This window comes from Nocardioides sp. SRI_004 (assembly GCF_057586415.1).
This window is the reverse complement of sequence record NZ_JBYCZV010000023.1, coordinates 24,856-48,362: the sequence shown is the minus strand read 5'-3', so window position 1 is coordinate 48,362 and position 23,507 is coordinate 24,856. Positions and strand designations below refer to the sequence as shown.

Annotated in this window: 25 protein-coding genes; 17 read left to right on the top strand and 8 right to left on the bottom strand. The window is 72.8% G+C overall.

Going from position 1 to position 23,507, the window contains the following annotated elements:
* Positions 1-3 precede the first annotated feature (3 nt).
* From rplB to rpsJ, 5 genes are read right to left on the bottom strand one after another with little or no spacing between them, the layout of a single operon-like run.
* Positions 4-840, bottom strand: coding sequence for a 50S ribosomal protein L2 (rplB, locus tag AC2YHB_RS23540; RefSeq protein ID WP_036547877.1), 837 nt, complete (start codon positions 838-840; stop codon positions 4-6).
* Entirely contained in the window at positions 840-1,142 is a 303-nt protein-coding gene (rplW, locus tag AC2YHB_RS23535) for a 50S ribosomal protein L23 (protein WP_036547875.1), read from the bottom strand. Before rplW ends, rplB begins: the two co-directional genes overlap by 1 nt.
* A complete protein-coding gene (rplD, locus tag AC2YHB_RS23530; protein WP_036547872.1) occupies positions 1,142-1,762 on the bottom strand; it encodes a 50S ribosomal protein L4 in 621 nt (206 codons plus the stop codon). Before rplD ends, rplW begins: the two co-directional genes overlap by 1 nt.
* Before the next feature lie 7 nt (positions 1,763-1,769).
* Complete coding sequence (gene rplC / locus AC2YHB_RS23525; protein WP_051932448.1) at positions 1,770-2,420, bottom strand: 50S ribosomal protein L3; 651 nt, start codon at positions 2,418-2,420, stop codon at positions 1,770-1,772.
* 11 nt (positions 2,421-2,431) lie between these two features.
* Positions 2,432-2,740 carry a 30S ribosomal protein S10 gene (gene rpsJ / locus AC2YHB_RS23520; protein WP_007078637.1) on the bottom strand — a complete coding sequence of 103 codons (309 nt, stop codon included), beginning with the start codon at positions 2,738-2,740 and terminating at the stop codon, positions 2,432-2,434.
* Positions 2,741-3,142: 402 nt separating this feature from the next.
* Between rpsJ and AC2YHB_RS23515 the strand changes: the two genes are divergently transcribed.
* From AC2YHB_RS23515 to AC2YHB_RS23495, 5 genes are read left to right on the top strand one after another with little or no spacing between them, the layout of a single operon-like run.
* Positions 3,143-4,279, top strand: coding sequence for a hypothetical protein (locus tag AC2YHB_RS23515; RefSeq protein ID WP_487354714.1), 1,137 nt, complete (start codon positions 3,143-3,145; stop codon positions 4,277-4,279).
* A complete protein-coding gene (locus tag AC2YHB_RS23510; RefSeq protein WP_487354713.1) occupies positions 4,276-4,914 on the top strand; it encodes a DUF4129 domain-containing protein in 639 nt (212 codons plus the stop codon). Before AC2YHB_RS23515 ends, AC2YHB_RS23510 begins: the two co-directional genes overlap by 4 nt.
* Positions 4,911-6,059 carry a DUF4350 domain-containing protein gene (locus AC2YHB_RS23505; RefSeq protein WP_487354712.1) on the top strand — a complete coding sequence of 383 codons (1,149 nt, stop codon included), beginning with the start codon at positions 4,911-4,913 and terminating at the stop codon, positions 6,057-6,059. The genes AC2YHB_RS23510 and AC2YHB_RS23505 overlap by 4 nt, the downstream gene beginning before the upstream one ends.
* Positions 6,056-7,063 (top strand): AAA family ATPase, encoded by a 1,008-nt coding sequence (locus AC2YHB_RS23500; protein ID WP_036547866.1) that lies wholly within the window; start codon positions 6,056-6,058, stop codon positions 7,061-7,063. The genes AC2YHB_RS23505 and AC2YHB_RS23500 overlap by 4 nt, the downstream gene beginning before the upstream one ends.
* Positions 7,064-7,077: 14 nt before the next feature.
* Positions 7,078-8,403, top strand: a complete 1,326-nt coding sequence (locus AC2YHB_RS23495) for a DUF58 domain-containing protein (RefSeq protein WP_179649921.1) — start codon at positions 7,078-7,080, stop codon at positions 8,401-8,403.
* A 21-nt stretch (positions 8,404-8,424) separates the two neighbouring features.
* On the opposite strand, the gene AC2YHB_RS23490 is transcribed toward AC2YHB_RS23495, so the two are convergent.
* Positions 8,425-9,429, bottom strand: coding sequence for a stage II sporulation protein M (locus AC2YHB_RS23490; protein ID WP_308645598.1), 1,005 nt, complete (start codon positions 9,427-9,429; stop codon positions 8,425-8,427).
* Positions 9,430-9,465: 36 nt separating this feature from the next.
* Between AC2YHB_RS23490 and AC2YHB_RS23485 the strand changes: the two genes are divergently transcribed.
* From AC2YHB_RS23485 to AC2YHB_RS23430, 12 genes are all read left to right on the top strand, one after another.
* On the top strand, positions 9,466-10,302 hold the full coding sequence (locus AC2YHB_RS23485; RefSeq protein ID WP_179649919.1) for an RDD family protein: 837 nt from the start codon (positions 9,466-9,468) through the stop codon (positions 10,300-10,302).
* Positions 10,303-10,331: 29 nt separating this feature from the next.
* Positions 10,332-11,369 (top strand): AAA family ATPase, encoded by a 1,038-nt coding sequence (locus AC2YHB_RS23480; protein WP_179649917.1) that lies wholly within the window; start codon positions 10,332-10,334, stop codon positions 11,367-11,369.
* Between the two features lie 19 nt (positions 11,370-11,388).
* Positions 11,389-12,279, top strand: a complete 891-nt coding sequence (locus AC2YHB_RS23475) for a DUF58 domain-containing protein (protein WP_036547857.1) — start codon at positions 11,389-11,391, stop codon at positions 12,277-12,279.
* Positions 12,263-12,775: a hypothetical protein gene (locus AC2YHB_RS23470; protein ID WP_179649915.1), complete on the top strand. Its 513-nt coding sequence runs from the start codon at positions 12,263-12,265 to the stop codon at positions 12,773-12,775. Before AC2YHB_RS23475 ends, AC2YHB_RS23470 begins: the two co-directional genes overlap by 17 nt.
* Before the next feature lie 12 nt (positions 12,776-12,787).
* Positions 12,788-13,840, top strand: coding sequence for a VWA domain-containing protein (locus AC2YHB_RS23465; RefSeq protein WP_207009383.1), 1,053 nt, complete (start codon positions 12,788-12,790; stop codon positions 13,838-13,840).
* The gene (locus AC2YHB_RS23460; protein WP_051932442.1) at positions 13,837-14,763 is read left to right on the top strand and encodes a vWA domain-containing protein; all 927 of its coding nucleotides are present in this window, start codon (positions 13,837-13,839) and stop codon (positions 14,761-14,763) included. Before AC2YHB_RS23465 ends, AC2YHB_RS23460 begins: the two co-directional genes overlap by 4 nt.
* Entirely contained in the window at positions 14,760-15,494 is a 735-nt protein-coding gene (locus AC2YHB_RS23455) for a hypothetical protein (protein ID WP_179649911.1), read from the top strand. The genes AC2YHB_RS23460 and AC2YHB_RS23455 overlap by 4 nt, the downstream gene beginning before the upstream one ends.
* A 163-nt stretch (positions 15,495-15,657) precedes the next feature.
* On the top strand, positions 15,658-16,950 hold the full coding sequence (gene mdo, locus AC2YHB_RS23450) for an NDMA-dependent methanol dehydrogenase (RefSeq protein ID WP_036547852.1): 1,293 nt from the start codon (positions 15,658-15,660) through the stop codon (positions 16,948-16,950).
* A gap of 101 nt (positions 16,951-17,051) precedes the next feature.
* The gene (locus tag AC2YHB_RS23445; RefSeq protein ID WP_179649909.1) at positions 17,052-18,242 is read left to right on the top strand and encodes an AAA family ATPase; all 1,191 of its coding nucleotides are present in this window, start codon (positions 17,052-17,054) and stop codon (positions 18,240-18,242) included.
* A gap of 10 nt (positions 18,243-18,252) precedes the next feature.
* Positions 18,253-19,788, top strand: coding sequence for a VWA domain-containing protein (locus AC2YHB_RS23440; RefSeq protein ID WP_179649907.1), 1,536 nt, complete (start codon positions 18,253-18,255; stop codon positions 19,786-19,788).
* Positions 19,785-20,753: a mycofactocin oligosaccharide methyltransferase MftM gene (mftM, locus tag AC2YHB_RS23435; protein ID WP_179649905.1), complete on the top strand. Its 969-nt coding sequence runs from the start codon at positions 19,785-19,787 to the stop codon at positions 20,751-20,753. The genes AC2YHB_RS23440 and mftM overlap by 4 nt, the downstream gene beginning before the upstream one ends.
* A complete protein-coding gene (locus AC2YHB_RS23430) occupies positions 20,750-21,373 on the top strand; it encodes an acetate uptake transporter (protein ID WP_179649903.1) in 624 nt (207 codons plus the stop codon). Before mftM ends, AC2YHB_RS23430 begins: the two co-directional genes overlap by 4 nt.
* Before the next feature lie 55 nt (positions 21,374-21,428).
* Here the strand turns inward: AC2YHB_RS23430 and AC2YHB_RS23425 are convergent, their stop codons facing one another.
* Together AC2YHB_RS23425 and AC2YHB_RS23420 are read right to left on the bottom strand one after the other, a co-directional pair.
* Complete coding sequence (locus AC2YHB_RS23425) at positions 21,429-22,118, bottom strand: MadR family response regulator transcription factor (protein WP_179649901.1); 690 nt, start codon at positions 22,116-22,118, stop codon at positions 21,429-21,431.
* Positions 22,106-23,497: a MadS family sensor histidine kinase gene (locus AC2YHB_RS23420; protein ID WP_179649899.1), complete on the bottom strand. Its 1,392-nt coding sequence runs from the start codon at positions 23,495-23,497 to the stop codon at positions 22,106-22,108. Before AC2YHB_RS23420 ends, AC2YHB_RS23425 begins: the two co-directional genes overlap by 13 nt.
* Positions 23,498-23,507: the final 10 nt, after the last annotated feature.

The following is a 23,507-nucleotide window of genomic DNA, read 5'->3' as shown; positions in this document are numbered from 1 at the left end:
CCTTCAGCGCTTGTTCTTGCCGGACTTGCGGCGTCGGATGATCTGGGAGTCGCTGGCCTTGCGCTTGCGCGTACGGCCCTCGGGCTTGCCCCACGGCGAGACGGGGTGGCGACCACCGGACGTCTTGCCCTCACCACCACCGTGCGGGTGGTCGACCGGGTTCATGACGACACCGCGGACGGTCGGGCGCTTGCCCTTCCAGCGCATGCGGCCGGCCTTGCCCCAGTTGATGTTCGACTGCTCGGCGTTGCCCACCTCGCCGACGGTGGCGCGGCAGCGCACGTCGACGTAGCGCATCTCGCCCGAGGGCAGACGCAGCGTGGCACGCGAACCCTCACGGGCGACCAGCTGCGCGCTGTTGCCGGCCGAGCGGGCCAGCTTGGCGCCGCCACCGGGGCGGAGCTCCACGCAGTGGATGGTCGTACCGACGGGGATGTTGCGCAGCGGCAGGTTGTTGCCCGGCTTGATGTCAGCGCCGACGCCCGACTCGACCCGCATGCCCTGGACGAGGTCCTTCGGCGCCACGATGTAGCGCTTCTCGCCGTCGGCGTAGTGCAGCAGCGCGATGCGCGCGGTGCGGTTGGGGTCGTACTCGATGTGCGCGACCTTGGCCGGCACGCCGTCCTTGTCGTAGCGACGGAAGTCGATGATGCGGTAGGCGCGCTTGTGACCGCCACCGTGGTGCCGGGTGGTGATCCGGCCCTGGTTGTTGCGGCCGCCCTTCTTGGGCAGCGGGCGCGTCAGCGACTTCTCCGGCGTGGTCCGGGTGATCTCGGCGAAGTCGGCCACCGACGAGCCACGACGGCCCGGGGTGGTCGGCTTGAACTTGCGGATAGCCATCAGGCCTGACCTCCGAAGATGTCGATGCGGTGACCCTCGGCCAGGCTGACGATCGCGCGCTTGGTGTCCTTGCGCTTGCCGAGACCGTTGCGGGTACGGCGGACCTTGCCCGGGCGGTTGAGGGTGTTGACCGAGGTGACCTTGACGCCGAACACCTTCTCGACCGCGATCTTGATCTCGGTCTTGTTGGCGTCGGGGCGCACCAGGAACGTGTACTTGTTGTTGTCGAGGAGCCCGTAGCTCTTCTCCGACACGACCGGCGCGATCAGGATGTCGCGGTGGTCCTTGTGCAGGGTGCTCATCAGTTGCTCTCCTCCTGGGCGCCAGCGTTGCCACCGGCGACGAACAGGTCGAACGCGGCCTTGCTGAACACCACGTCGTCGCTCGCGAGGACGTCGTAGGTGTTGAGCTGGTCGACGGCCACGATGTGCACCTCGGTGGCGTTGCGCAGCGACAGCCAGGTGAGGCTGTCGGTCCGCTCGAGCACCACGAGGAACTTGCGGCGGTCGGTCAGCTCGAAGAGCGACGCGAGGGCGGCCTTGGTGGACGGCTTGTCGCCGGCGACGAGGCCCTCGACGACGTGGATGCGCTCGTTGCGGGCCCGGTCGGTGAGGGCACCGCGCAGGGCGGCGGCCTTCATCTTCTTGGGCGTGCGCTGCGAGTAGTCACGCGGCTGCGGGCCGTGGACGACGCCACCGCCGGCGAACTGCGGGGCGCGGGTCGAGCCCTGGCGGGCGCGACCGGTGCCCTTCTGCTTGTAGGGCTTCTTGCCGCCACCGCGGACCTCGCCGCGACGCTTGGTCGCGTGCGTGCCCTGGCGAGCGGCCGCCTGCTGTGCGACGACGACCTGGTGGATCAGCGGGACGCTGACCTCCACGTCGAAGATCGCGGCAGGGAACTCAACGGAAACAGTCTTGGCCATGGTGGAATCAGCCCTTCTTCGCGGCCGTGCGCAGGACGACGAGGCCGCCCTTGGGGCCGGGGACGGCGCCCTTGAGGAGGACGAGGCCCTTCTCGACGTCGACGGCGTGGACGGTGACGTTCTGGGTGGTGACGGTGTCCGTGCCCATGCGGCCGGCCATGCGCAGGCCCTTGAACACGCGGCCCGGCGTGGCGCAGGCGCCGATCGAGCCCGGCTTGCGGTGGTTGCGGTGGGCACCGTGCGAGGCGCTCACACCGGCGAAGCCGTGGCGCTTCATGACACCGGCGAAGCCCTTGCCCTTGCTGGTGCCGGTCACGTCGATGGCCTGGCCGGCCTCGAACGTGTCGACGGGCAGCTCCTGGCCGACGGTGTACTCGGCGGCGTCGGCGGTGCGGATCTCCACCACGTGGCGGCGCGGGGTCGTACCGGCCTTGGCGAAGTGACCCGCCTGCGGCTTGTTGACCTTGCGGCCCTCGATCTCGCCGAAGCCGATCTGGATGGCGTTGTAGCCGTCCGGCTCGGGCTGGCGGACCTGGGTGACGACGTTGGTGCCAGCGGCGACCACGGTCACCGGGACGACGCGGTTGTTCTCGTCCCACAGCTGGGTCATGCCGAGCTTGGTGCCCAGCAGGCCCTTCACGTTGCGCTCAATAGTCATGTCGGCAAACCTCAGAGCTTGATCTCGATGTCGACACCGGCCGGGAGGTCGAGGCGCATGAGGCTGTCGACGGTCTTCGGCGTGGGGTCGATGATGTCGATGAGCCGCTTGTGGGTGCGCATCTCGAAGTGCTCGCGCGAGTCCTTGTACTTGTGCGGCGAGCGGATGACGCAGAAGACGTTCTTCTCCGTCGGCAGCGGCACCGGGCCAGCGACCTTGGCACCCGTGCGGGTGACCGTGTCAACGATCTTGCGCGCCGAGGTGTCGATCACCTCGTGGTCATAGGCCTTGAGCCTGATGCGGATCTTCTGTCCCGCCATAGGTCTCTCTCGTCCTTACTCGTCGTACGACCGTGCCGTGTCGGCTCGTTCCTGTGGGCCAGCTCCGACCCCCGAGGTCGGGCGTGTCGCACCTGCTTGCAGGCACACACGTCTCCCACCAGGGGAAGTGGAGCTGTTGTTCTCGGCTGCTTCGGGTCTCGACACGGTGCGACCAGACGTCGACCACCGGGCACGCTCACCGCGGTGCAGGAGCATCCGGTGATCCGGACCGCCGGCTCCGCGTGGGAGACACGATTCAGTAGTCAAGGTGTGGTGCACCCCGACGAACCCCGTCGGAGCAACCGGAACATCTTGGCAGAGTTCGGCGTGCCCAACAAATCGACAAGGCGAATTCGTGACGCCTGCAAGGATGGGCGCACCCCCGATCGACCGAGGAGAGCCATGACCGACGGCCCGCAGGCGTTCCCGCCGCCGGGTGCGCCGCCGCCGGAGCAGCCCGCGCCCCTCCCCCAGGCCTTCCCCCAGGCCTTCCCCGCGCCCGGGGCCCCGCCGGCCCCCGAGGTCCCCGCCGGCTGGGCGCCGTACCCCACGTCGGGCAACGGTCCGCGGCCCGGGCTGGCCCTGGGCGCCGCCCACAAGCCGGGCGCCTTCCCGCTGCGCCCGCTGGGCCTGGGCGACATGTACGACGGCGCGTTCCGGATCATCCGGTTCAACCCGAAGGCGACGGTCGGGGCCGCCGTGCTGGTCACCGCCGTGGCGATGATCGTCCCGATCGTGGTGACGACCGTGCTCACCTTCACGGTCGGCCTGGCGGTGGACGCCTCGGGTGAGTACGAGAGCGACCTGAGCGCCGGGGAGGCCGTCGGGCTGCTGGCGGCGTACGGCTCGCTCCTCCTGTCCTACTTCCTGTCCTTCGTCGGCATCGCGCTCGTCACCGGGATGGTGGTCCACGTGACCCGGGCGGCCGCGGTCGGGCGGCGGCTCGGCCTCGCCGAGGCCTGGGCTGCGACGCGCGGGAAGCGCTGGCGGCTGATCGCGCTGGTCCTGCTGTCGATCGTCGCCTACTTCGTTGCCACCGTCGTCTACGTGCTGCTGTGGATCGTGCTGGTCGTCGCCGGCGTGGGGCCCTGGGTCCTCGTCGTGTGGGGCCTGGTCACCGTCCCGGCCTACATCGCGCTCTGCGTGTGGCTGTGGATCAAGGGCTACTACCTGGCCGTGCCGATCCTGATGCTCGAGGACACCGGTGTGTTCGGCGCGATCGCGCGGGCGTGGTCGCTCACCACCCGGCACTTCTGGCGAACCTTCGGCATCGCCCTGCTGACGGCGATCATCGGCGCGGTCGGCGGCAGCATCCTGTCGACCCCGTTCGGCTTCGCCGGCCAGATCGGCCTCCTGGTGGCCCCGGAGTACGGCGCCCTCCTCCTGGTGCTCACCCAGGCGATCGGCATGGTCGTCCAGAACGCGTTCAGCGCGCCCTTCCTCGCCAGCGTGACGTCGATGCAGTACCTCGACCTCCGGATCCGCAAGGAGGCGCTCGACGTCGAGCTGCTGCGGGAAGCGGGGATCATCTCCGCATGACGCCGCTCGCCGCCCTCCTCGCCGGGAGCCTCGAGCCGCCGCTGGACCCCAGCGGCGACGAGGCGCGCCGGATGCTGCGGCGCGAGCTGGCCGACCCCAGGTACTACGACGCCAACATCCTGCAGCGCCTAATGGACTGGCTCGGGCGGCTGGTCGACGACACGATCTCCGGGGTCTCCGCGTCGGGCCCGTTGTCCACCCTGCTGGCGATCATCGTGGCGCTCGCCCTGGTCGCGGCGATCATCCTGATCGTGTCGCGCGCCCGCCGGACGGCGCAGGCCGACCGACGCCCGGCGGCGGCCCTCACCGACGAGGTGATCACGGCCGCCGAGCTGCGCGCCCGGGCCGAGGCGGCGCTGGCGGCCGGCGACGCGTCCGCGGCCCTGGTCGACGCCTTCCGCGCGCTGGCGGTGCGGCAGGTCGAGCGGGAGCGGATCGAGGACGTGCCCCAGGCGACGGCCCACGAGCTCGCCCGGGCGCTCGCGGTGGAGTTCCCGGCGCAGGCCGGCGCGGTCCACCACGGCGCCGACCTCTTCGACCAGACCCTGTACGGCGAGCGGCGGGCCACCCGCGAGCAGGCCCTCGAGCTGCTGGCCCTCGACGACGCCCTCGCCGGCCGGGCGGCCCGCCGATGAGCCGGAGGGGACCCGGCCGCAGCTGGCTGCTGATCGGCCTGGCGCTCGTCGCCGCCGTCGTCGTGGCCGTGTGGTCGACGCGGGGCAACGAGGAGTTCCCGATCCCGCTCGACCCCCGCAACCCGGGCCCGGACGGCGCCCAGGCGGTGGCCGAGGTCCTCGAGGACCAGGGCGTCGACGTCACCATCGCCCGCTCGGCCGACGAGCTCGAGGAGCAGCGGGTCGACGCCGCCACGACCGTGCTCGTGACCGACACCGCGTCGCTCTCGCCCCGCACCCTGGACCGGCTCCGGGAGCACGCGCGGGCGGGCCGGGTCGTGCTGGTGGACCCGTCGTACACGCTCGCCCAGGAGATCGACGACGACCTGCACGCCACGACGGCCTTCCCCGACGAGGTGGACGCCGACTGCACCGGCGGCGACGGCCCGGCCGGCACCGACCTGTCCGGGCTGCGGATCGAGGCCGACCAGGTGACCGTCTTCAGCGACGACGGCGCGACGCTCGACGGCGCCCGGTGCTTCGCCACCGGCGGCGGCGCGGTCGTGGCGGAGTCGAAGGCGCAGGACCTCGTGCTCTTCGGCGCCGGCGAGGCGCTCACCAACGACCAGGTCCTCCGCGCCGACAACGCCGCCGTCGCGCTGCGCCTGGCGGGCGCGAGCGAGCGGCTGGTCTGGTACGTCCCCGACCCGACCGACGCGGGCGCCGACGAGACGGTCAGCCTCCGCTCCCTCATCCCCCGCTGGGTCGTGCCCGGGATGTGGCTCGGCCTGCTGGCGCTGTTCGGCCTCCTGCTGTGGCGGGTCCGTCGCCTCGGCCCCCTGTCGACCGAGCCGCTGCCGGTGGTCGTCCGCGCCGTGGAGACGGCACGGAGCCGCGGGCGGATGTACCGACGCAGTGGGGACCGGGCCCACGCCGCCGGGGCCCTGCGGCGCGCCGCGCGCGCCGACGTCGCCGCGCGGCTCGGCCTCGACCGCCGCGCCAGTGCCGCCGAGGTGGTCGACGCGACCGCGCGGCACACCGGGGCGCCGCCCGCCCAGGTCGCGACCCTGCTCGACGACACGACCTACACGCCCGCGACCGACCAGGACCTGGTCGCGCTCGCCCAGGAGCTCGCCCGACTCAGGAGAGAGGTACGACGAGGATGACCGATCTGACCAAGGACGCCCCGCCTCCGCCCCCGCCGGCCGGTGGCAGCGGTGACGACGCGCTCCGGGAGCGGCTGCTCGCCGTACGCCAGGAGGTCGCGAAGGCCGTGGTCGGCCAGGACGCCGCCGTGTCCGGCCTGCTCGTGGCGCTGCTGTGCGGCGGCCACGTGCTGATGGAGGGCGTGCCCGGCACCGCCAAGACCCTGCTCGTGCGCACCCTGGCGCAGAGCCTGTCGGTGCAGACCCGCCGGGTGCAGTTCACCCCCGACCTGATGCCCGGCGACATCACCGGCTCGCTCGTGATCGACTCGACCGCGGGTGAGCTGTCCTTCCGCGAGGGACCGATCTTCACCAACCTGCTGCTCGCCGACGAGATCAACCGCACGCCCCCGAAGACCCAGTCGGCGCTGCTCGAGGCGATGGAGGAGGGCCAGGTCTCGGCCGACGGCGTCACCCGCCCGCTCCCGCGCCCCTTCCTGGTCGCGGCCACGCAGAACCCGGTCGAGTTCGAGGGCACCTACCCGCTGCCGGAGGCGCAGCTGGACCGGTTCCTGCTCAAGGTCGTGCTGCCGATCCCGCCGCGCGACGACGAGGTCACCATCCTCAGCCGGCACGCCGCCGGCTTCGACCCGCGCGACGTCGCCGGTGCCGGGGTCCGGGCCGTCGCGAGCGGCGAGGACATCGCGGCGGCGCAGGCGGCGGTGCGGACGGTGCAGGTCTCCCCCGAGGTGGCGGCGTACATCGTCGACATCGCGCGGGCGACCCGGCAGTCGCCGAGCCTGTCGCTGGGCGTCAGCCCGCGTGGCGCGACGGCACTGCTGCGCGCGGCGCGGGCGTGGGCGTGGCTGTCGGGTCGCGACTTCGTGACCCCCGACGACGTGAAGGCGCTCGCCCAGGCGGCGCTCGTGCACCGGCTCGGGCTCCGTCCCGAGGCGGAGCTCGAGGGCGTCGACGTCGCGCAGGTGCTGGCCTCGGCCATCGCCTCGGTGCCCGTCCCGCGCTGAGGCCGGCGAACCCGATGGCGATCTCCGGGCGCTTCCCGCTGCTGCTCCTGCTGGGGCTGGTGGCGGTCGTGCTGCGCCCCGAGGCCAGCACGGTGTGGCTGTGGCTGCTCGGCGTGCTGGTGCTCACCGGCATCGACCTCGCCCTGGCCGCGGCACCCGGCTCGGTCACCCTGCGTCGCAAGGAGCCCGGCACGGTGCGCCTCGGCGATCCCGCCACCGCCGGCCTGAGCGTCACGGCGGCGCGCAGCGGACGGGTGCAGCTGCGCGACGCGTGGCAGCCCTCGGCCGGGGCGAGCGACAACCGGCACCGCCTGCGGCTCCGGGCCGGAGAGCCGCGGCGGCTGGCCACTCCCCTGCTCCCGCGCCGCCGGGGCGACCTCGGCGCCGCCGGGGTGACCGTGCGGACGTGGGGCCCGCTGGGCATCGCCGCGCGCCAGAGGACGTACGACGTCCCGGGCACCGTGCGCGCGCTGCCGCCCTTCGAGTCCCGCAAGCACCTGCCCTCCCGGCTCGCCCGGCTGCGCGACCTCGACGGCCGCGCCGCGGTCCGGGTCCGCGGCCAGGGCACCGAGTTCGACTCGCTGCGCGAGTACGTCCGTGGCGACGACGTCCGCTCGATCGACTGGCGGGCCTCCGCGCGGACCCCCCACGTCGTGGTCCGCACCTGGCAGCCCGAGCGCGACCGGCGCGTGGTGATCGTCCTCGACACCTCCCGCACCTCCGCGGGCCGGGTCGCCCGCACCGCCGGCGAGGACGCGATCGACGGGATCCCCCGCCTCGACGCCGCGATGGACGCCGCCCTCCTGCTCGGCGCGCTCGCCTCCCGGGCCGGCGACCGGATCGACTTCCTCGCCGGCGACCGCCGGGTGCGCGCCCGCCAGCGGATCCACGGCGTCCGCGACGTCGCCGCGCGTCTGCAGGAGCAGATGGCCGACCTCGACCCGACGCTGGTCGAGGCCGACTGGGACGCCCTCGCCGGTGGGGTCCAGGAGTTCGGGCGCCAGCGCGCGCTCGTCGTACTCCTGACGGCGCTGGAGCCCTCCGCGATCGCCGACGGGCTGCTCCCGGTGCTGCCCGCGCTGACCCGCCACCACCGGGTGGTCCTCGCCTCCGTCCGCGACCCCGAGCTCGGCCGGCTCGCCGACGTCGAGGCCGCCGAGCGTCCCTCCGCCGACCTCGTGTACGACGCCGCGGCGGCCGAGCACGAGCTCGACCGTCGTGCGCGGATGCGCGACGTGCTGGCCCGGCTGGGTGTCGACGTCGTCGACGCGGACGCCGCCCAGCTGCCGCCCGCCCTCGCGGACCACTACCTGCACCTCAAGGCGCAGGGACTGCTGTAGCCGCGCCGGGGCCGGGCGGGCTCAGGCCTGCGTCGAGACCCGGTCCTCGAGCAGCTCGGCGCCGATGTCGCCGGTGCCGCCGCGCGCGACCGCCGCGCGGCCGATCACGAACACGTAGGCGAGGAAGGTCAGCTCGGCGAGGATGCCGATCGCGATCCGCGCCCAGGTGGGCAGCGGCGAGGGCGTCACGAAGGCCTCGATCGCGCCGCTGATCGCGAGGACGACGCCGAGGCCGAGGGCGACGGTCACCGCGGTGCGGCCCTCGCGGGCGATCGCGGTGGCCCGGGTCACGCCGCGCGGCTCGACCCACGACCAGAAGAGCCGCAGCCCGACGCCTCCGGCGACGAAGACGCAGGTCAGCTCGAGGAGGCCGTGCGGGAGGATCAGGCCCCAGAAGACCTCGCCCCGGTCGTGGCGCATCATGATCGAGCCGACGATGGCGAGGTTGGCGATGTTCTGGAAGAGCAGCCAGATCACCGGCAGCCCGAGGATGCCGAGCGCGATGCACAGCGCCGAGACCCAGGTGTTGTTGAGCCAGACGTGGGCGGCGAAGGCACCCGCGGCGTTCTCGCTGTAGTAGGTCTCGAAGTCGCTGTTGACCAGCTGCTGGACCGCCTGCGGGTCGAGGAGGTTCTGCTCGACGGACGGGTTGCCGGCGAGCCAGGCCATCATCACGCCGGTGACGACGACATTGCCCGCGAGGCAGGCCAGCCACCACCAGCGCAGCCGGTAGAGCGCGGCGGGGAACCGGTCGGAGAAGAAGTGCGCCACCCCGCGCCAGCTCGGCACCCGTGCAGCCAGCATCGAGATCCGCGCCCGGCCGAGCAGGGAGGAGAGATAGGCGACCAGCTGGGCGTCCGGCGCCGAGGTGCGCACGACGGACAGGTGGGTCGCGACCTGCTGGTAGCGGTCGACCAGCTCGTCGGCCTCCGCACCGGAGCGCCGGCGCTGGCGCACCAGCTGCTCGAGGCGCGCCCACGAGTGCGAGTGGGCCGCCACGTAGGCGTCGAGGTCGATCCGGGGCACGGGTGCAGCCTACGGTCTGCCTCTAGGCTGTCGGCGATGTCTGCACCCGACTTCGCCACCGTCACCGCCGATGACCTCGTCACCGGCGAGGGCGTCGCGCTCGACCTGCCTGCGGCCTCGCTCGGGCTGCGCCTGGCGAGCGGGCTGATCGACCTGGTCGTCACGATCGTGTCGTTCGTGGTCATCTACATCCTGCTCGTCGTCGCCGCGCTGCTGCTCCGGGACGAGGCGGCCGTGGGTGCCGCCGTCGTGCTCGCGACGATCACCGGCCTGCTGGCGATCCCCACGACCCTGGAGACCCTCACCCGGGGTCGCTCCCTCGGCAAGCTGGCCCTCGGCCTGCGCACCGTGCGCGACGACGGTGGTGCGATCTCGTTCCACCACGCGCTGGTGCGCTCGCTGATCGGCGTCGTCGAGATCTACGCCTTCTGGGGCGCACCGGCCTTCCTCGCGATCATGGTCAGCAACCGGGGCAAGCGGCTCGGCGACTTCGCCGCCGGCACGTACGTCGTGCGCGACCGGGTCCCGCTGCGGTTGCCGCTGCCCCCGCAGATGCCGCCGCCGCTGGCCGCCTGGGCCCGCCGGGCCGACCTCGCGGCCCTGCCGACGGGCACCGCGCTGGCCGTCCGCCAGTTCCTCAGCAGGCTCGCCACGCTGGACCCGGCGTCGCGGGAGCGCGTCGCGCGCGGGCTCCTGGTCGACGTACTCCCCCATGTCGCGCCGGCGCCGCCGCCCAACGCTCCGCCGGAGTACGTGCTGATGGCGATCGTCGCGGAGCGCCGCGAGCGCGACCTGGCCCGGCTGCGCCGCGACGACGCGCTGCGCACGCGCCTGCTGGAGCGCACCCCCACCGCCCGCAGATCGGGCACATGACCCGCACACCTGCTGGGTAGGTTGGCCGCATGACCGAGGCCTCCACGGTGCCGCGCCGGGCACCCGTCGACGCGACGTTGCCGCTGACCGAGGACGAGCTGGCTCGCGCCTCCGACCTGATCGGCCGGATCTCCGAGGCCTTCTCCAGCCGCGTGGTCGGCCAGCACCGGATCCGCACCGGCCTGCTCGTCACGCTGCTCGCCGAGGGCCACGTCCTGCTGGAGAGCGTCCCCGGCCTGGCCAAGACGCTGGCGTCGGCGACGCTGGCCGAGGCCGTCAACGCGCGCTTCGCCCGCATCCAGTGCACGCCCGACCTGCTGCCCAGCGACATCATCGGCACCCAGGTCTACGACCCGCGCCGCCACGAGTTCGAGACCCAGCTCGGTCCGGTGCACGCCAACTTCGTGCTCCTCGACGAGATCAACCGTGCGAGCGCGAAGACCCAGTCGGCGCTGCTCGAGGCGATGCAGGAGCGGCAGACCTCGATCGCCGGCACCATCCACCCGCTGCCCGACCCGTTCATGGTGCTGGCGACGCAGAACCCCATCGAGGAGGAGGGCACCTACGTCCTCCCCCACGCCCAGATGGACCGATTCCTGCTCAAGGAGATCGTCGACTACCCGAGCGAGGACGACGAGCTGATGGTCCTCGAGCGGATCGACGACGGCACCCTCGGGCAGCACATGGCCGACGTCGTCGCGGTCGCCGACACCGACGACGTCGTCGAGCTGCAGGGCCTGGTCCGTCGCGTGTACGTCGACCCGGCGATCCGCCGCTACATCACCAGCCTGGTCCGGGCGACCCGCACGGTCACCGAGCTGCTCGGGCCCGAGCTGGGCAACTACGTCGAGATCGGCGCCAGCCCGCGCGGCTCGATCGCGTTCTTCCAGGCGGCGCGGGCGATGGCGGTCGTGCAGGGCCGTCACTACGTCATCCCGGAGGACGTCCGCGAGCTGCGCCACAGCGTGCTGCGCCACCGGATCCACCTCAGCTTCGAGGCGCTCGCCGACCGGGTCCGTCCCGAGACGGTGATCGACGCCGTGTTCCGCGCCGTCCCGACTCCCTGACCCCCGCCGAGCGACCGCCATGCCCGCCCACCTGCCCCGGATCAAGGCCCGCGTCTCGATCCACGCCCACCGCAAGGTGCGGGGCCTGCTCGAGGGCGAGTACGCCGCCGTCCACGTCGGGCGCGGGATCGACTTCAACGACCTGCGGGAGTACGTCCGCGGCGACGACGTGAAGGACATCGACTGGAAGGCGTCGGCCCGCAGCCGCCAGCTCCTCGTCAAGCGCTATGTCGCCGAGCGCAAGCACACGGTGCTGCTCTGCGTCTCGACCGGGCGCAGCATGGCGGCGATGAACGACGCCGCCGTCTCCAAGCGCGAGCTCACGGTGTTCGTCGCGGGCCTGATGGGCCTGCTGGCCGTCCAGCACGGCGACCTGGTCAGCCTCGTCCACGGCGACGCCGCCGAGCGGCACGCGGAGCCGCCCAAGGGAGGCGAGCTGCACCTCGAGCGACTGCTCGGCAAGGTCCACGACGCGATCCGGCCCGACGGCGCCCCTGCCGACCTGGCCGCCCTGCTGCGCTACGTCGCGCGGACCGTGCGCCGGCGGACCATCCTCGTCGTGGTCTGCGACGACACCCACATCCCGCCGGAGAGCGCCGACCTGCTGCGCCGGCTGACCGTCCAGCACGAGGTGCTCCTGCTGACCATCGGCGACCTCGACCCGACCCTGCCCGCCGTGGCCGGTCGCCGGCTCGTCGACGTCGACACCACCGCCGAGGTGCCCGGCTGGCTCCGCCACGACCGGCGCCTGCGTCGTGAGCTGGCCGACCTGGTGGGCCGGGAGGAGCAGCAGCTGCGGCACCGGCTCGACCAGCTGGGCGTCGTACACGAGCGGGTGCGGGACACCGACTCGGCGGTCACGGCGGTGTTCCGCCTGCTGGAGAGGCAGCGTCATGCCCGCCGCCGCTGACCTGGTGGTCGCCGACGTCCCCGGGATGCCGGAGGAGTTCACCGGTCCGGTCGCCTACAGCGACCGCTGGCTGTGGATCGGCCTCGCCCTGCTCGCGCTGGTCGTCCTCTACTACCTCGCCTCGTGGTGGTTCACCCGGCCGCCGCGACCGCCGGCGGTGCCGCGTCGCGAGGTCGACGTGCCCGACGCCCAGCGCGACCACCTCGCGCGCATCGACGCGCTCGTCGCCCGGGTGCGCGCCGGCGAGGTCGGCCCCCGCGACGGGCACCAGCAGCTCAGCGAGCTGGTCCGGTCCTATGTCGCCACCGTCACCACGCTGCCCGCGCGGACCATGGCGCTGGCGGACTTCCGCGACCGGGCGCCGCAGGAGCTGGTCGACGCGATCGAGCTGATGTACCCGCCCGAGTTCGCACCCGACGCGGCCGACACCGACCCGCTCGCCAGCTTCGACGACGCGGTCGACCGCTCGCGCCGGCTGGTGGGGACGTGGGGCTGACATGGGGCTGACATGGACATGACCTGGAACGGCGGCGACACCGGCTTCCGCTGGCCGTGGCTGGTGCCCGCCCTGGTGCTGCTCGTCGTCGTGCTGATGGTGTGGTGGGCGCGGAGCCGCGGGCGTCGTACCACCGCCGGGGCGTCGTACGTCGCCCACGCCGCGCGCCTGCGCACCCTGCCCCGCTACCAGGCCCTCGTCCGTCGGCAGGTGGCGATCGGCGCCTGCCTGACCATCGCGGCGCTGGTCGCCTGCTCCGGCGCGATCGTGCTCGGCGGGCGCATCCAGGAGCGCCAGACGCTCGTGCAGGACGACCGCTCGCGCGACATCATCCTGTGCCTGGACGCCTCCGGCTCGATGGCGGAGGTCGACGCCGAGGTGCTGCGCGAGTTCCGCACCATCGTCAGCGGGCTGCGCGGCGAGCGCGTCGGCCTGACCATCTGGAGCGGCGTCGCGATCACGATCTTCCCGCTGACCGACGACTACGACTTCGTGCTCGACCAGCTCACCGAGGCGGAGGACGCCTTCGGCACCGGCGGCGTCTACACCGACGACTACGCCATCTACACGGCCGGCACCGTCATCGACTGGGAGGTGCAGTCGCAGCTCGGCGACGGGCTCGCGTCCTGCGTCCAGCGCTTCGACCACCGCGACCAGGACCGCAGCCGCGCCATCGTGCTGGCCTCCGACAACGAGCCGATCGGCGAGGGCATCTACGACCTCGACGGAGCGGCCGAGCTCGCCCGCGACGAGAAGGTCGTCGTGCACGGCATCGCCGCCCCGATGACCGCGGACCGGCCCAGCGCGGTACGACGGTTCCAGGACGCCGTCACCAGCACCGGCGGGACCTTCTCGCTGCTCGGGCAGGACGGCAGCGCAGCCGGGGTGATCGAGGCGATCGGCGACCTCGAGGCCAAGGAGATCGAGCGACCGCCCGTCGTCCAGGTGCTCGACCGGCCGACGCTCGGCACGGTCCTCGCCGGGGTCGGCGTCGGTGGGCTCGGTGCGGTCTGGCTGGTCCAGGGGCTCCTCGCCGTGCGCGCCCGGCAGGAGGACGAGTCATGAGCCCCTCCCGCGCCACCACCCTGCTCGTCGTACGACGGGTGGCGATCGCGGTCACCTTCGTGCTCGTGCTGCTGCGGCCCGGCGTCGGCACGGCCGACGTCCCGACCCAGCTCTCCGACGTCGACGTGCTGGTCGTCGTCGACCGCACCCGGTCGATGGCCGCCCTCGACTACGCCGGCCGCAAGCCGCGGATCGAGGGCGTCCGCGACGACCTCGACGCGCTGGCCGAGGAGCTGCCGGGCGCCCGCTTCGCGATGATCGGCTTCGGCGCGGAGAGCCGGCTGACCCTCCCGTTCACGACCGACGTCTCCGCCTTCCAGTCCGCCGTCGAGACCCTCGACCTGGAGCGTCCGCGCGAGGGCGACGGGTCCTCGGCGACCCGGCCGGTGGCGGAGGTCGTCGACGTGCTGGAGCGGGCGGCCGAGCGGCGGCCTGACCGGCGCCGCGTGGTCGTCTACGTCGGCGACGGCGAGGACACCACGTCCGCTGGCTCCGGCGACTCCTTCGACCAGGTCGCCGACCTCGTCGTCGGCGGCGCGGTGCTCGGCTACGGCACGACCGACGGCGCCGAGATGCCCGCGGCCGACGACCTCGGCCTCGACTCCGGCTACGTCGAGGACCCCGAGACCGGCGAGCCGGCGATCTCCCGCGCCGACCTCGACAACCTGCAGGAGATCGCCGACGAGCTCGACGTCGACTTCTCGCACCGCACGGGCACCGGTCACATGGACCGGATCGTCGACTCCTTCGAGGCGTCGTACGTCGACGGCGAGCGCGGCGACGGGCCGCCGGCCGCGCACGACCTCACCTGGCTGCTCGGCCTGCTGCTGCTCGGGCTCGTGCTCGTGGAGCTGCGGTCCGGCTGGCGCGCGGTGTGGCGCTCGCAGGACGCGCTGGCGCCGGGGAAGCAGGTCGGGCCGTGAAGCGGACGAGACGCCCCAACCCGCGGGCCCGGCTGCGCCTGGCACTGCTGGTCGCCGGCGCGCTGCCGGCGCTGCTCGTGCTCGGCTACCTCGTCAAGGTCGGCCTGATGCTGCAGCACAACGCGGCCGGGCGCGACTCCTTCGAGCGCGGCGACTACGACGGCGCCGCCGCGGAGTTCTTCGAGACCCGCGACCTCAACTGGTTCGAGTCGTGGATCGCACCCTTCGACGAAGGAGCCTCCCACCACGCCGAAGGCGCCTACGACGACGCGATCACGGCGTACGAGAAGGCGCTGGAGAGCGTGCCGGAGCGCGAGGAGTGCACGGTGCGGATCAACCTCGCGCTCGCGCACGAGGCCGTCGGCGACCGGCAGCAGTCCGACCAGGACCTCGACGGTGCCATCGAGTCGTGGCAGCAGGGCATCGACGTCCTCGCGGCCGGTGACTGTCCGACCGACTCCGGCCGCGGGCAGGAGCAGACCGACGACGCGAAGGCGGTCGACGAGCGGCTGCACGACAAGCTGCAGCAGGCGCAGGACCAGCAACAGCAGCAGGACCCCCAGCAGCAGCAGCCGGACCAGCCGCAGCAGCAGCCGGGCGAGGAGCCCGACGAGGGCGAGGACCCGCGCGAGGAGCGGCTCGAGCGCAACAACCAGCAGGGCCGCGACCAGCGCAGCGACGAGCAGGACCTCTACGACGACCAGGACTACACGCGTCCCGAGACCTGGTGATCCCCTCCCCCGCGCCCGCCGGCGTGGGGGCGCCACCTATCGGGTCGGACAGGTCCGGGCCTGACCCTCCTGCGTGTTTCCGGATCCTCGTCTGTCGTGACCCCCGTCACGCTGCCTAGCGTCGCTGGACGTCAGCCACCCACCCCGCCCGGAGGTTCCAGCGATGCAAGTCGACGACCTGCTCAAGCCGTTCCCGATCAAGGAGTTCCACCCGTTCCCGCGCGCCCTCATGGGCCCGGGGGCACACGAGATGATCGGACCGGAGGCCCTCAAGCTCGGCTTCCGCAAGACCCTCGTGATGACGTCGGGCCTGCGCGGCACCGACATCGTCCACAAGATCGTGGAGTCGATGAAGTACCACGGCCTCGAGGTCGTCGTGTACGACAAGGTCGAGTCCAACCCCAAGGACTACAACGTCATGGACTCGGTCAAGCTCTACCAGGAGAACGAGTGCGACTCGTTCGTCTCCATCGGTGGCGGCTCCTCGCACGACGCCTGCAAGGGCGCCCGCGTCTCGGTCGCGCACGACGGCCGCAATGTCAACGAGTTCGAGGGCTTCAACATGTCCGAGAACCCGAAGAACCCGCCGCACATCGCGGTCTCCACGACGGCCGGCACCGGCTCGGAGACGTCGTGGGCCTATGTCATCACCGACACCACGACCGACCCCGACAACCCGCACAAGTACGTCGCGTTCGACGACGCCAGCGTCGCCACCCTGGCCATCGACGACCCGGTGCTCTACTACGACTGCCCGGTGGACTACACCGCCCAGTGCGGCTTCGACGTGCTCGCGCACGCCTCCGAGCCGTACGTCTCGCGGCTCAACTTCGAGCCCTCGCTCGGCAACGCGATCCGGGCCATCAAGCTCACCGCGGAGAACCTGCGCGAGGCGGTCTGGAACGGCCAGGACCTGAAGGGCCGCGAGGGCATGATGTACGCCCAGTACATCGCCGCCCAGGCCTTCAACTCCGGCGGCCTCGGGATCATCCACTCGATCTCGCACGCGATCTCGGCCTTCTACGACACCCACCACGGCCTCAACAACGCGATCGCGCTGCCGCGGGTGTGGGCGTTCAACATGCCCACGCACTACAAGCGCTTCGCCGAGATCGCCGAAGCGATGGGCGTCGACACGCACGGCATGTCGACCGTGCAGGCCGCCGACGCGGCGCTGGCCGCGGCGATCCGGCTGCTGCGCGACGTGGGGATCACCGAGAAGTTCACCGACGTCACGAAGGACACGTACTCGAAGAACCGCCTGGGCCAGGGCCCGACGCCGTTCTACCAGAACGCGCCCACGATCATCGGCGACGCCGCGGACGTCGACCGGATCACCAACCACGTCCTCGGCGACGCCTGCACCCCGGGCAACGCCAAGGAGTGCACCTTCGAGACGGTGCGCCCGGTCGTGGAGCACTGCATGAACGGCGACCTGGACGACCTCCTGTCCTGATCGCCCCGGTGCGCCGGCCCCTCCCGCCCTTCGCGGGCCGGCGCACCGACCCGTCCCCCCAGCCGTTCCCCCATCCGGCCCCACCGTCGAGGAGCTCTCCCGTGACCGACACCGACTTCGACTTCGCCGACGTCGCCGACACCCGCGCCCGGTTCGCCCAGGAGGGCTACCTCGCCGACGACCAGCTGGCCACGACCGTCTTCCTCCAGTCCCGGCTGGACAAGCCGGTGCTGCTCGAGGGCCCTGCCGGCGTCGGCAAGACCCAGCTCGCGCTGAGCCTGGCCCGAGCCACCGGACGGCGGCTGCTGCGCCTCCAGTGCTACGAGGGCCAGGACGAGACCAAGGCCCTCTATGAGTGGGACTACGGCAAGCAGCTGCTCTACACCCAGATCCTGCGCGAGAAGATCGGCCAGGTCGTCAAGGACGCCACCGACCTCACCGACGCCGTCGAGCAGATCGCCAAGCAGGACTCGGTGTTCTTCTCCGAGCGCTTCCTCACCCCGCGCCCGCTGCTCGAGGCGATCGACTCCGAGGACCCCGTCGTACTGCTGATCGACGAGGTCGACCGGGCCGACGAGGCGCTCGAGGCGGTGCTGCTCGAGCTGCTCGCGGAGTACCAGATCTCGATCCCCGAGGTCGGCACGATCCGCGCCAAGCACGCGCCGTACGTGGTGCTGACGTCGAACAACACCCGCGACCTCTCCGCCGCCCTCAAGCGGCGCTGCCTGCACCTCTTCCTCGACTACCCCGACCCGGAGCGCGAGCTCGAGATCATCCGGTCCAAGGAGACCGGGCTCGCCGACGAGCTGGCCGCCCACCTGGTCGACATCGTCCGCGGGCTGCGCGAGCTCGACCTCCGCAAGGCGCCGAGCATCTCCGAGACGATCGACTGGGCACGCACCCTGGCCGTCCTGGGCGTCGAGGAGCTCAGCGCCGACGTGCTCTCGGCGACCCTCAACGTGGTCGTGAAGTACGAGCGCGACCTGCGGCTCTCGCGCGAGGCGCTCCACCGCCTGGTCGACCCCAACGCCGAGGTGCCCGCGTCGCTGCACGGCCACGGGCACGGACACGGGCACGGGCACGGACACGACCACGGGCACGACCACGACGACCACCCCCACGGCGCGACGCCCGAGGACCGCGACGAGGGGCGCCGGAAGCGCGCGGAGAAGGACGAGCCGGGCCGCCACCACGAGGCCTACTACGGCGGCAAGGGCAAGCCGCTCGGCGTGCGCGAGGTCAGCAGCGGCCAGGGCTCCCGGTCGTTCTCCACCCGCAAGCGTCCGGTGTGAGGACGCCGTCGTGGAGGGCGCCGTCCACCGCTTCGTCCGCCTGCTGCGCCTGCACGGCCTGCGGATCAGCACCGCCGAGCTGATCGACGGCCTGTACGCCGCCGCGCAGCCCGGCGTGCTCGACGACCGCACGCTGCTCCGAGCGGCCCTGCGGGTCAGCCTGGTCAAGGACCGCCGCGACCTCGCGGCCTTCGACCACGTCTTCGACCGCTTCTTCGGCCTCCGGGCGGTGGTCGACGAGGAGGTCGGGCACGGCCACGGGCACGCGCACGACGACCTGTCGGACGACGGGGAGCTGACCGACTTCACCCTGTCCGAGCAACCGGGCGACGTACCGGCGGACGGGCACTCGCACGGCAAGCCGGACGACATCCGGGAGTTCTTCAAGCCCGAGGACATGGCCCAGCAGTTCAACCTGCACCAGGAGGCCAACAAGATCGACATCGCGTCGCTGACCGACGAGATCGTGCTGTCGGACGACACGAGGCTGGACCCGTCGCAGGCGGCGCGGGTGCAGCTGACGGTCAGCCGGATGCACAACCCCGGCAACCCGGCCGACCTGGCCCGCTCGACCGGCCTGCAGTTGGACTCGGAGCTGTCGGTGCAGCAGGAGCTCGCACTGCTCAGCTGGCTCGACGAGCGCGTGGCCGACGAGGGGGACGACGACCCGGAGGCGGCAGCCTCGCTGGCGGCGCTGCGTGCCGCGCTCGCGCCGTGGCTGGACCAGCTGCCGGAGCGGATCCGCGAGCACCTCGAGCAGCTGATGTCCCTGGAGCGGGAGATCGAGACCCGCGAGCTCGAGGCGGTCCGGGCCGAGACGGTCGACGAGCACGAGCGGGCCGAGCTGGAGGAGTCGCTGCGCCGGTTGCTGCGCTCGCTGCACGGCGCGCCGCGGCCCCGCCGCAAGGCCGCGGCCAGCGGCGTCGTCGACGGTCGCCGGACCATGCGCACCAACATGAGGTACGACGGCGTCCCGTTCCGTCCGGTCACGGTCAGCAAGGTCGAGGACCGGCCCCGGCTGGTCGTGCTGTGCGACGTCTCGTTGTCGGTGCGCTCCACCGCGCGGTTCACGCTGCACCTCGTGCACAGCCTGCAGGCGATGGCCTCCAGCGTGCGCACCTTCGCCTTCGTCAAGGACCTCGTGGAGATCACCGACCTCTTCGCCGAGCACCGCATCGAGGACGCCCTGTCGCTCGTCATGGCCGGGCTGCCGGCCGGCGGCGTGCTCGACGTCGACGCCGACTCCGACCACGGCAACGCCTTCACGGAGTTCCTCGAGCGGCACGGCTCCGCCGTCAACCGTCGTACGACGGTCGTGGTGCTCGGCGACGGCCGCAACAACGGCCAGGACCCGGGCCTGCGCGCCTTCGAGGAGATCGCCCGCCGCGCCCGCTCGACGATCTGGCTGACGCCCGAGCCGCGGTACTCGTGGGGCCTGGGCAGCTGCGACCTCCCGCTCTACGCCGAGCACTGCGACCGGGTCGAGGTCGTGCGCAACCTCCGCGGCCTCGACCGGGTGGCGGTGCCGGTCCCGGTCCCGCGATGAGCGCCGCGCAGATCCAGCCGCTCGAGGCACCGTGCGACGGTGTCTACCGCGACGAGCTGGTCGAGGTCCGCGCCCAGGCCGGGGCCACGCCCCGCCTCGACCTGCACACCGTGCGCACGCCGCACTTCGACCTGACCGCCGTAGGGCACCGGGCGGTGGTGGTGCACCGGGTGCCGCCGGAGCGGATCGACGACGACCTGTCCGGGCTGCTGGCGGACGAGCTCTTCCAGCCGGGCTGGCTGCGCGGGGGCGAGCTCTTCGAGCACCTGTTCACCGGCATCGTCCTCAGCTCCCATCCCGACCCGGTCGTCGCGTGGGAGGGCTTCTACCGCCGCACCCTCGACCGGGTCGGGGACGCGATCGAGGGCCCGTCGGCGGGAGCGCACGGCACGATCGCCGACTACGCGCCGGTGTACGCCCGGGTCGAGGAGCTGCTCGCGGAGGGCACCGTGCTGGAGCTCGGCTGCTGCTTCGGGTTCTTGGCCCTGCGTCTGGCCCAGGCGGGCCTCCAGGTCACCGCCTCCGACATCTCCCCCGGCACGGTCGACCTGCTCGCGGCGGTCGCGCCGCGCCTCGGGGTGCCGCTGACGACCCGGGTGGACGACGCCGCGCGCGTGCACGCCCCGGACCGCAGCGTCGACAACGTGCTGGCGATCCACCTGCTCGAGCACCTCGACGCCGCGCACGGGGCGCGGGTCCTCGCCGAGGCGCTCCGCCTCGCGCGGCGCCGGGTCGTGGTCGCGGTCCCCCTCGAGGACGAGGCGGACGCGACCTGGGGCCACGTCCGCACGATCTCCCTGACCGACCTCGACGCGTGGGGACGGGCCACCGGCCTGCCCTACCGCGTCGACGACCACCACGGCGGGTGGCTGGTCGTCGACGTCGAGGACCCGGTCGGGGCCAGAGCCACAGGCGCGCCCCGCGTCCTGCGGAAACCACCCACCCTCCCGAAGGATCCAGCATGACCGACACCGCACCCGCCAGCACCCCCGCCAGCATCCCCGCGAGCACCGTTCCTGCCGCGGCCGCGGCACCCGAGTGGGGCGACCCGTTCCCCCTCGGCCTCGCCAGCTTCGGCATCTCCGCCCTCGTCCTCGCCAGCGTGATGTCCGGGATGATCGATGCGGCCGCCACCCCGGCCGTCCTGTCCCTCGCGCTCGCCCTCGGCTTCCTCACCGAGATCGTCGCCGGCGTCATCCACTTCCGGCGGGGCGAGACCTTCCCCGGCCTCGTCTTCACCGCGTACGCCGGCTTCTGGCTCAGCTACGCGCTGCTCGTCCAGTTCTACGCACCCATGGTGACCGCCGACGGTGCCGCCGTGACCGGCATGTTCCTGCTGGCCTGGGCCCTCTTCTCGACGTACATGCTCCTCGCGGCGCTGCGCACGAACACCACCACCGTGGCGATCTTCGTGCTGCTCTGCGCCGTCTTCTACCTCGCAGCCCTCGGCGCCTTCAGCGAGAGCACGGGCCTGGGCCACCTCGCCGGCTACGTGCTCGTCGCCGACGCCGCGCTGGCCCTCTACGCCTCCGCCGCGGTCATCGTGAACACCACGTGGGACCGCACGCTCCTCCCGCTCCCCTGACCCTCGGGGCGCACCGCAGCCCGGCCGGTCGGCGACCGGCCGGGCTGTGCGGCCGTCAGATCACGCCCATCTTGGAGGCCTCGTAGACGGCCTCGGCCCGGCGGGTGACGTCGAGCTTGCGCAGGATGTTGCCGACGTGGAACTTCGCCGTCGTCTCGGAGATGAAGAGCCGGCTGCCGATGTCGCGGTTGGACAGGCCGCGCGCGAGCAGGCCGAGGACCTCCCGCTCGCGGGCGGTCAGCTTCTTCTCGTCGGTCACCGGCGGGGCCTTGAGCCCGCGCACCATCGCCGCGGCCGAGCGGGCGTCGAAGGCGCTCTCGCCTCGTGCGACGTCGCGGATCGAGCGGACCAGGCCGGTCATGTCGACGTCCTTGACGACATAGCCGCGCGCGCCGGCCTTCACGGCCCGCAGCACCAGCTGCTCGTCGAGGAAGGTGGTGAGCACCAGGATCGCGAGCTCGGGGTACTCCGCGGCCAGCGCCTCGCACAGGTCCAGGCCCTCGGTGTCGGACGACGTCGACAGCTTCAGGTCGAGCAGCACGATCGCCGGACGGGCACGTCCGACGACGGCCAGCGCCTCGGCCGCCGTGGAGGCCTCGGCGACGACGCGCAGGTCGTGCTCGCGCTCGAGGATCGAGCGCAGGCCCTGGCGCACGATCGCGTGGTCGTCGACCAGCATGATGTCGACGGTCCGCGCCGGTGCCGGCGTCGGTGCCGGCGTCGTCGCCTCGGTCAGGGTTGCCATGGTTCCACCTGTTCCGGCCCGGTTCCGACCAGGCCTGCGATGATGCCCGGACGCTGCGCGTCCAGGGGCAAGGGAATCCGCATCTCCACCCGGACGCCGCCGATGCGGGCCCTCCGGAAGGCGATCGAGCCACCGAGCTCGGTGATGCGGCACTCGATGTTGGCCAGGCCGCGGTGGCGCCCGTCGGCGGACGGCCCGCGCTCCAGACGCAGCCGCCGGGCCAGCTCGGACGGGTCGCCCGTGCCGTCGTCGGCCACGCTGACGAACAGCTCGTCCGGCCGGTAGCGCAGCCGTACGACGGCCCGGCTCGCCTCGGCGTGGGTGGCGACGTTGAACAGCGCCTCCCCCACCGCGCGGGCGATCTCGTGGTCCGCGTCGGCGGTCAGCTCCGCGACGGAGCCGTCGACCCGGACCGTCACCGCGAGGTGCGGGCGGTGGTGCTCGGCGACCTCCAGCAGCAGCTCGGGAAGGGCGTGCACGACGTCGCGCTGGGGCTGGTGGAGGGCGTAGATCGCGCGGCGGAGCTGGTCGACCGCCTGGGCGCTGAGCTCCTTGGCGGTGCTCAGCCGCGCCTCGATCGCCTCGCGCCCCTCGTCGGCCGCCATGCCCCGGGCGACCTCGACGGCCATGCCGGCGGACAGGACGTACTGCGTGACGCTGTCGTGGAGCTCGCGCGCGATCCGGTGCCGCTCGTGGTCGAGCAGCTCGCGCTGGTGGGCCACCAGCAGCCGCTCCTCCGCGTGGCGCAGCTCGCGGGTGCGCTCGGCGAGGTCGCGGGCCTGGGCGGCGGTCTCGTCGTACAGGCGCTGGGCGCGGCGGTGCAGCGCGAGACCGGCCTGGTACTGCTCGGAGGTGTGCAGCGCGACGGCGGCCTCGTTGGCGAGGATGCGCAGCACGGACAGGTCGCCCGGCTCCGGCTCGTCGTCGAGGCCGTGCAGCCCGACCAGGCTGCCGATGGGGTCACCGGCGAGGGTCATCGGCACCCGCACCCAGGAGTCGTCGCGGGGCGTCCGCGTGGCGTGCCCGGCACGGATGGCGCCGAGCTCGCGTCGTACCCCGGGGGGCAGGTGGGTGTCGTCGTCGACCAGTGCGCCGCGCGTGCCGTCGACGACGAGGAAGCGGGGCCGGGCGCCGGGGAGCTGGCCGTCGGCGAGGCCCAGGATCAGCCACGCCGCGTTGAGGTGCTCCGCGGCGGCCCGCGCCACCTGCTCGAGCAGTCCTCGCGGCCCCTCCACGGTGCTGACCAGGCCGCGGGAGATCGAGTCCATCGCGCGGACCGCCCGCTGCATGCGCTCGTCGGAGCGCACGTAGGCGCGGTAGTAGGACCGCTTGCCGGACCGGACCCCGGTCAGCGTCGCCAGGTCGAGCTGCTCGGTCATGGCGCGCCCC